This window comes from Synechococcus sp. O70.1 (genome assembly GCF_047462215.1).
In the GTDB taxonomy this organism is placed as follows: Bacteria; Cyanobacteriota; Cyanobacteriia; order Thermostichales; family Thermostichaceae; genus Thermostichus.
Genome location: NZ_JANSIT010000006.1, coordinates 149510 through 156181 on the forward strand (window position 1 = coordinate 149510; position 6672 = coordinate 156181).

A 6672-nucleotide genomic window follows, 5' to 3' on the forward strand; every position below is an offset into this window, starting at 1 on the left:
TTTTCTTTCCCTGGGCTGGCCCCGTGGAGACATAGATCCTGGTTTATGATTCAAGAGCAAGTCATTGCACCTTCTGATTAACATGAAGACGCTCACGCTGCACCAGTTACAAATCTTCGAGGTTGCCGCCCGTCACCTCAGCTTTACCCGCGCTGCTGAGGAGTTGTACTTGACCCAGCCTACGATTTCGATGCAGATCAAGCAGCTCAGCAAAGCCGTGGGGCTGCCCCTGTTTGAGCAGGTCGGCAAGCGGCTCTACCTTACAGAAGCCGGCCAGGCTCTTTACCAGACTTGCCAGAAAATCTTTGAGCAGTTGAATCAATTGGAGATGACCCTCGCTGACCTGAAGGGACTAAAACAGGGGCGGCTGAGCATTGGGGTCGTCACCACTGCCAAGTACTTTATTCCTCGCCTGCTGGGGGCGTTTTGTCAGCAGTATCCCGGTATCGACGTGTCCCTGAAGGTGCTAAACCGGCAGCAAGTTCTGGAGCGGCTGAGTAACAACATGGACGACCTCTACGTGATGGGGATGCCGCCAGAGGATCTGGATGTGGTAGCCCAGCCTTTCCTGGAAAATCCCTTGGTGGTGATGGCCCCCATTCACCATCCTTTGGTAGGCCAAAAGCAGATCCCCTTGGCCCGCATTGCCCAAGAGCCCTTCTTGGCCCGCGAGCCCGGTTCTGGCACCCGCATGGCGGTGGAGCGGCTCTTTGACAAGCACAACTTAAAGCTCAACATTCGCATGGAGATAGGCAGCAGCGAAGCCATTCGCCAGGGTATTATCGGTGGGCTGGGCATTTCGGTTTTGTCCCAGCATGTGTTGGCTCTAGGGGGGTGGCAACAGCATTTGGCCATCTTGGATGTGGAGGAGTTTCCCATCCAGGGGTTTTGGTATCTGGTCTATTTGCGCTCCAAGCGCCTTTCGCTTGTGGCTAAGGCTTTTGCTGATTTCCTGCTATCTCAGGTTTCTCAGATGGAGCTGGATTTTCTTGCAAAAGAGCAGCACAGATCCCCTCTAAATTCCAACCCAGATCAGCTTTCTGGCAGAGAGGATGAAAAGCATTTACCAGCTCTTGCCGCAGCCCCTGGAGGCCCTGGAAATCACGGGTAAAAAAGACCCGTAAAAACGCCAAGTAGGCCCGTGCCCAGTTGTCTTGGGGATTCAACTTGACAATTTGTTCAAAATGCTGCTGGGCTGCTTGCGGCCGCAACAGAGCCACCTCCAGCAACGCCAGCTCGTAGTGGCTTTGGATCTGCTTTTCCCGCTGGCCCTGGGCGGCTGCCCAGTGGTGTTCTCCCTCTAGCAGTTGGCGGATCAAAGCTCGGTCCGGATCGGTGAGAAAAGTTGGATATTGCAGCGTCGTCCAGGCGTTGAGATAAAGGGAGAGGGCCTCGGGCTCCCCCTGCACAGCCGCCTTGGCCGCCTGTCGTAGGAGAAAGAGGGGATCTCCTGGGGAAATAGGGGATCCCCCTTTCCCGCCGCGGGATCCCTTCCAGGGCTGACTGAAAGACCGGCGCCTTCCTTGGGGGGATTGCCACTCCAGGTGGAGGATTCCTTCTTTTGTTGCTAGCTCTGGCCAGGCCAAGATCTCCTCCACCTGCCAACTGCCGGGGGCGTAGAGCAGCAGGCGGTTTTGGCCAACCACCCAGGCCCGCTTGGCCAAGACCTGCCCCTGGGAATCTTCCAGTCGCGCCCAGACGAGGGTTCGGGCCAAGTCCTGGGCTGGCCCCTGCCACTGCAGCCGCCAGGCTTGGGTTCCTCCTTTGAGCTGCAGCAGCTCCACCTCCTCCGCCGGAGCAGGCAACTCTCGCAGCACAACCCTGGGCTTGGTGGGGAAGTAGGTGTACAGCCAGCCCACCGCTGGCAGATCGAACTGCTGCCGCTGCCAGTCGGGACTCTTGTCTAGGAGTTGCCGGATTTGCTCCTTGGCTGGACCGTAGGGGCCGACAATTCCCTGCTCCCCTGGCGCGTCCACAAACCCATCCAAGAGCGCCAGCTCCACCTCCGGCCAGGGAGTTTGCCCGGCACTACGGAAGGTAATTGGCCAGCGCTGCAAAGCTGCCAGGTAGCTGAGCGTCTCAGACGAAATCAACTCGGTGTTGGGGAGGACGCCTAGGGTGGTGGTCAAGCCTGGCTGCACCAGGGATCCAATCCATCTCGTCAGCTCCTGCTGGGGGTGCTGCCCCTGCCAGTGCATTTGGATCCCTTTCCAGAGAGGAGCTACGCCGGGAGTGAGGGGCTGCCCCAGGTTAAAGAGAGCCAGGGATCCCAGAGCTAGGCTTATGCCAACTCCCTGGCGCAGCGCCTTTTGCCCCCAGCGTCCCCCCAGCCAACGCCAGACTTTGTCCAGACCACCCGCCGAGAGAAGGGCCAGCAGGGGCAATAGCGGCAGCGTAAAGCGCACATCCTTGATGGCCACCAGGGTGTAGAGCAAGTAGCCCGAGCCGTAGAGGCCCCAGAGGAGAGCCTCCCGCCGGCTTGGGGATCCCCAGAGCGAAAGCAGCGGCAAGGGGCATAGCCAAGGGCTCGTTTGCAGGGGCAAAAAGCGCAAATAGGCCGTCCACCAGCACAGGGATCCCGCTGGGCAGGTGATGTAGTAGTGGGCGGTGTCGGCATAGGCCCAGCCGTTGCTGAGTACAAACAGCCAGTTGGCTCCATACCAGGGCCAGCACAAGAGCAGCATGACCCCCATCCCCAGGGTCAGGTGGGCCAGCCGCACCAGCCAAGGGATCCTCACCCCCAGCAGAACAGCCAGCAGGGGCGGCAGCAAAAACAGCACTCCTGTCCACTTGGTCAGCAGCACCGCCGCCACCCCTGCCCCCACCCCCACCGCCCCCCACCAGGAGGGATCCTCCCCATAGGCCCAGAGCGCCCAAAAAGCCAACGTCACCGCCACCACCAGCGTCAGCTCCAACATGTACACATGGGCCAGGGCCGCGATCCCTGGGTAAAGCACCAGCAGCACTGCTGCTAGCCAGCCCACTGCTTGGGAGTGGTAAATCCGCTGGCCCAGCCGCTGGGTTACCAGGGTCAGGATCCCCAACAACGCCAGATTGAGCAACTGCCCGTCTGCCCGGCTAAAGGGGTGCAGAGCTGCCAACGGGATCCCCAGCCAATAGGCCAAAGGCGGGTAGCGCTGGTTCAAGTGCAAAAACTGCTGCCACCACAGCCCTTCCCAGCGAAACCGCCGCAGGTGCTCCCCAAATGCCTGCGCCTGCAACAGGTGCTGCGCCTCATCCCAGGCCGGTGGCAGGGGATCGCTCCAGTTCCAAACCAGCAGCAGCAACAGCGCCGCCATCCCCAGTCCGGCCCAGGCCTTGAGCAAAGGGATCCCCCCCGGTCCTCTTGCCCCCGCCAGCCAACTGGATGCCCTCTCCATTGCCTTGGCCCTGATTCCCGACGCTACACTCAACTTGGGCTGCCCTTAGACAGTACCCACCTCCCCATGACCGTTCCACCCTCTAGTCCCACAGGCGTTTGGATCCTCCCCGATCAGCTCCACCCGCAGCAAGCTGCCCTTGTCTCCCTCTCGACTCTACCCCCCCACCGCGTTGCCGTTCTTTTCATCGAATCCCACGCCTGGGCCAGCTCCCGCAACCATCACCAGCAAAAGCTGGTCCTGGTCTGGTCGGCCATGCGCCACTTTGCCCAGGAATTGCAGCAGCGCGGCCACCCCGTCACCTATGTGGAAGCCGAGGGCTATGCCGAGCCTCTACAAGCCTGGGCCAGGCAAAACCAGTTGCAACAAATCCGCCTCATGCAGCCCGCCGACATCCCCGTCCGCGAGGAGGTGGAAAAGCTGAGATCCGTCCTCCCCTGCCCGCTCCTAGTCCTAGAAAACAACCACTTCCTATGGACAGCTCGCCAATTTATCGACTGGGCCCTAGGCCGCAAGCGCCTCCTCCTAGAGGACTTCTACCGTCAAGGGCGCAAACGCTTCCGCATTCTGATGGACGGCTCCCAGCCCCTCGGCGGGCGCTGGAATTACGACCGGGAAAACCGCCAGCCTCCCCAGCCTGGCCGACGCTACCCTCCCCCTTTGACGTTTCCCCCCGATGCCATCACTCAGGCGGTGATGGAGAAAGTGCGGCAACGTTACGGCCACCACTTCGGATCCCTGGAAGGCTTTGGCTGGGCTGTTACTCGCACCCAAGCCTTGCAGGTGCTTGAGGACTTCATTCAGCACCGCCTGCCTTACTTCGGTCCTTGGCAGGACGCCATGCAAGCCGGGGAAGACTTCCTCTACCACTCCCTCCTTTCGCCCTACCTCAACCTAGGACTTCTCACCCCCCACGAAGTCATCGCTGCTGCCGAGCAGGCCTACCATCGCGGCGGGATCCCCCTCCCTTCGGCCGAAGGCTTCATCCGCCAGATCCTGGGCTGGCGAGAATACCTGCGCGGCTTCTACGAATACCAAATGCCCAACGGCTATGCCCAGAAGAACTTCTTCGGCCACCACCGCCCCCTGCCCCAGTTCTTCTGGACGGGCGAAACCGACATGGCCTGTCTGCGGCACACCCTCGGCCAGATTCGTCGCCATGGCTACGCCCATCACATCCAGCGGCTGATGGTACTCAGCAATTTCTCGCTCATTGCCGGCATCCAGCCCCAAGCTGTAGAAGCCTGGTTTCACGATGTCTTCATCGACAGCTACGACTGGGTGATGCAGCCCAACGTCATCGGCATGGGCCTTTTTGCCGACGGCGGCATGCTTTCCACCAAGCCCTACGCCGCTTCTGCCCAGTACATTTGCAAAATGAGTGACTACTGCCGCCGCTGCCGCTACAATCCCAGCGAGAAGGTTGGCGAACGGGCCTGTCCCTTCAATACCTTCTACTGGGATTTCCTGTTGCGCCATCGTTCTCTCTTGCTTCCTCTGGGAAGGATGAAATGGGTACTAGCCCACCTGGATCGCCTGCAGCCAGGGATCAAAGCCCAAATCCAAGCGCAAGCCGCTGCTTGGTGGGAGTCCACGTCCAATGCCTAGGGGCAACTCCCTGGGCCTGCTGTTTGGTATTCACTAGAATTGGAGACCCTTTTTCGCGTGCTACTTGGTTCTAAGGAGCCCACGTCATGAAATGTCCCCGCTGCGGCAAGCAAGAAATCCGTGTTTTGGAGTCCCGTTCGGCAGAAGGTGGCCAAAGCGTGCGGCGGCGGCGGGAATGCATGTCCTGTGGCTATCGCTTCACCACCTATGAGCGCATCGAATTCATGCCCATCATGGTCATTAAACGGGATGGATCCCGGGAGAGTTTTAACCGCAACAAGATCTTACAGGGGGTGATGCGCGCCTGTGAGAAAACCCCCGTGACCCTTAAGCAAATGGAAGAGCTGGTCAACGAGATTGAAGAGAAGCTCCAATTAGAAGATGTGCAGGAAGTAACCACCCTCCGCATTGGCGAGATGGTTTTGGAGCGCCTGCGGCACTTGAGTGAGGTGGCCTACCTGCGCTTTGCCTCTGTGTATCGTCGGTTTCGAGACATCAAAGACTTTGCTCACGAGTTGGAACAGTTAGAGCAGTTGGAACGACCGTCGCGCCAGGATTTAGAGCGCCTCCTCCAGGACTCCCTTGCTTCAGAAGGGAGCACAAAGTAGAGAAAATGCTCTCCAGGGGCTCCCATTTGCAACGCTTGGCGCTATGCTTGGGGTAGCAATCGCTGCTTGCCCTAGGCCTAGCGCTAGGCAGGCGGGGGTAGGCGGCGTTTAGCACTACCCTTAGAAGATCCAGATTTCACAGTGTAGGTCTTATGCAACACAACTTTCGGGCTTCCAGCCTCTCTGTAGCTCCTAGCAGCAACAACAGCTTTCCCTCTCCCGAGGCCCTGGAAACTGAGCCTAGGCCTGGGACAGTGCCGCTCCGGGTACATCAACAAATGGCCGAAGAGCTGGAGTCTGCCCGTCAACAGGTAAGCCGCCTCTCCTTGGAAAATCAGCGCTTGCGCACCCTGCATCAGCAGTTGTCTGGAGAAATTGCCGCCCTCGAGCAAGAAATTCAGGGACACGTGGGCCAGATCCTAAAGCGCCTGCAGCAACTTAACCTGCGGCTTGCTGACTCAAGTCAACAAGCTGCTGCTTCCGAAAGAGAAGCTACTACAGCGTCCTGGCGAAGGGATAACCCAACCTCCTCGCCCTACGACTTTCTCAATCGCCTTAAGCAGCGCCAAGCCCGCAGCGAAGCTTCACCCTTCTCCAGCAATGGCTACTCTCCTACCTTGAGCTTAACTGGGCCCCCTTCTGAGTCGCTTCACCAAGCCCACTTCTCCGCTGTTCCCAGCTGCCCTCCTCATGAAACCCCTGCCGCGCCCCCTTCGCCCCAGGCTAAGTACCAATTTCCTTCTCTAGAGGAGCTAATGCAGAACAGGGGGAATCCAGCTCTCTATCCCAGCGAAGCCTACCAGCGTATGCAGAAGCAGCACCATGGCTCCCAGGGATCCCCCCTACTTTGGATAGCAGCAGCTATCGTCTTAGTGGCTGGCTCTTTTGGACTAGGATTCGTAGCGGTGCAACCCTTCTTGCATAGCAGTTCCCCCTCTCCTCAAGCACCGTCGGCAGGCCCCTAGTAACAAGCAGGAATAGCAGCCCCTTTTTGGTGAGAGGGGGCGTGGTGGAGTCTGGCACCGAGCTATTTTTCCGGAGGGTCACCCCTCCAGTAGGTTCGCCGCTGATGCGTT

Annotated in this window: 4 protein-coding genes; all 4 read left to right on the top strand. The window is 59.3% G+C overall.

Going from position 1 to position 6672, the window contains the following annotated elements; translation table 11 throughout:
- The first annotated feature begins 82 nt into the window (after nt 1-82).
- The 4 genes from NW833_RS05695 (at nt 83) to NW833_RS05710 (ending at nt 6561) form a co-directional block, all read left to right on the top strand.
- A complete protein-coding gene (locus NW833_RS05695; RefSeq protein ID WP_414409856.1) occupies nt 83-1111 on the top strand; it encodes a LysR substrate-binding domain-containing protein in 1029 nt (342 codons plus the stop codon).
- 2335 nt (nt 1112-3446) lie between these two features.
- Nucleotides 3447-4988: a cryptochrome/photolyase family protein gene (locus NW833_RS05700; RefSeq protein WP_414411831.1), complete on the top strand. Its 1542-nt coding sequence runs from the start codon at nt 3447-3449 to the stop codon at nt 4986-4988.
- Nucleotides 4989-5074: 86 nt separating this feature from the next.
- Complete coding sequence (gene nrdR, locus NW833_RS05705; RefSeq protein ID WP_414396609.1) at nt 5075-5596, top strand: transcriptional regulator NrdR; 522 nt, start codon at nt 5075-5077, stop codon at nt 5594-5596.
- A 278-nt stretch (nt 5597-5874) separates the two neighbouring features.
- A complete protein-coding gene (locus NW833_RS05710) occupies nt 5875-6561 on the top strand; it encodes a hypothetical protein (RefSeq protein WP_414411832.1) in 687 nt (228 codons plus the stop codon).
- Nucleotides 6562-6672: the final 111 nt, after the last annotated feature.